General features: G+C 62.9%; 1 pseudogene. It reads right to left on the reverse strand.

Annotation, left to right across the window (positions count from 1 at the left end):
- A pseudogene (locus J3482_RS20455) lies at positions 1 to 245 on the reverse strand (histidine kinase); the annotation flags it as partial.
- Positions 246 to 278 lie beyond the last annotated feature (33 nt).

Genomic DNA, 278 nt, shown 5'->3' on the forward strand with positions numbered 1-278 from the left:
TCGTTGAGGGACTCGATGTGCTGGATGTTGACCGTCGAGATGACGTCAATCCCGGCCTCCAGAAGCTCCTCAACGTCCTGCCAACGCTTCTCATTACGGGACCCGGGGGCGTTGGTGTGGGCAAGTTCGTCGACGAGGGCGACGTCAGGGTGCTGGGCCAGCACCCCGTCAAGATCCATCTCCGGCAGCTCAATGCCACGGCACTCGACGTAGTGCCGCGGGATGACCTCCATCCCCTCGGTCATTGCCGCAGTAGCTGCCCGGCCGTGAGTCTCAAC

This window comes from Alicyclobacillus suci (assembly GCF_017329615.1).
GTDB classification, from domain to species: domain Bacteria; phylum Bacillota; class Bacilli; order Alicyclobacillales; family Alicyclobacillaceae; genus Alicyclobacillus; species Alicyclobacillus suci.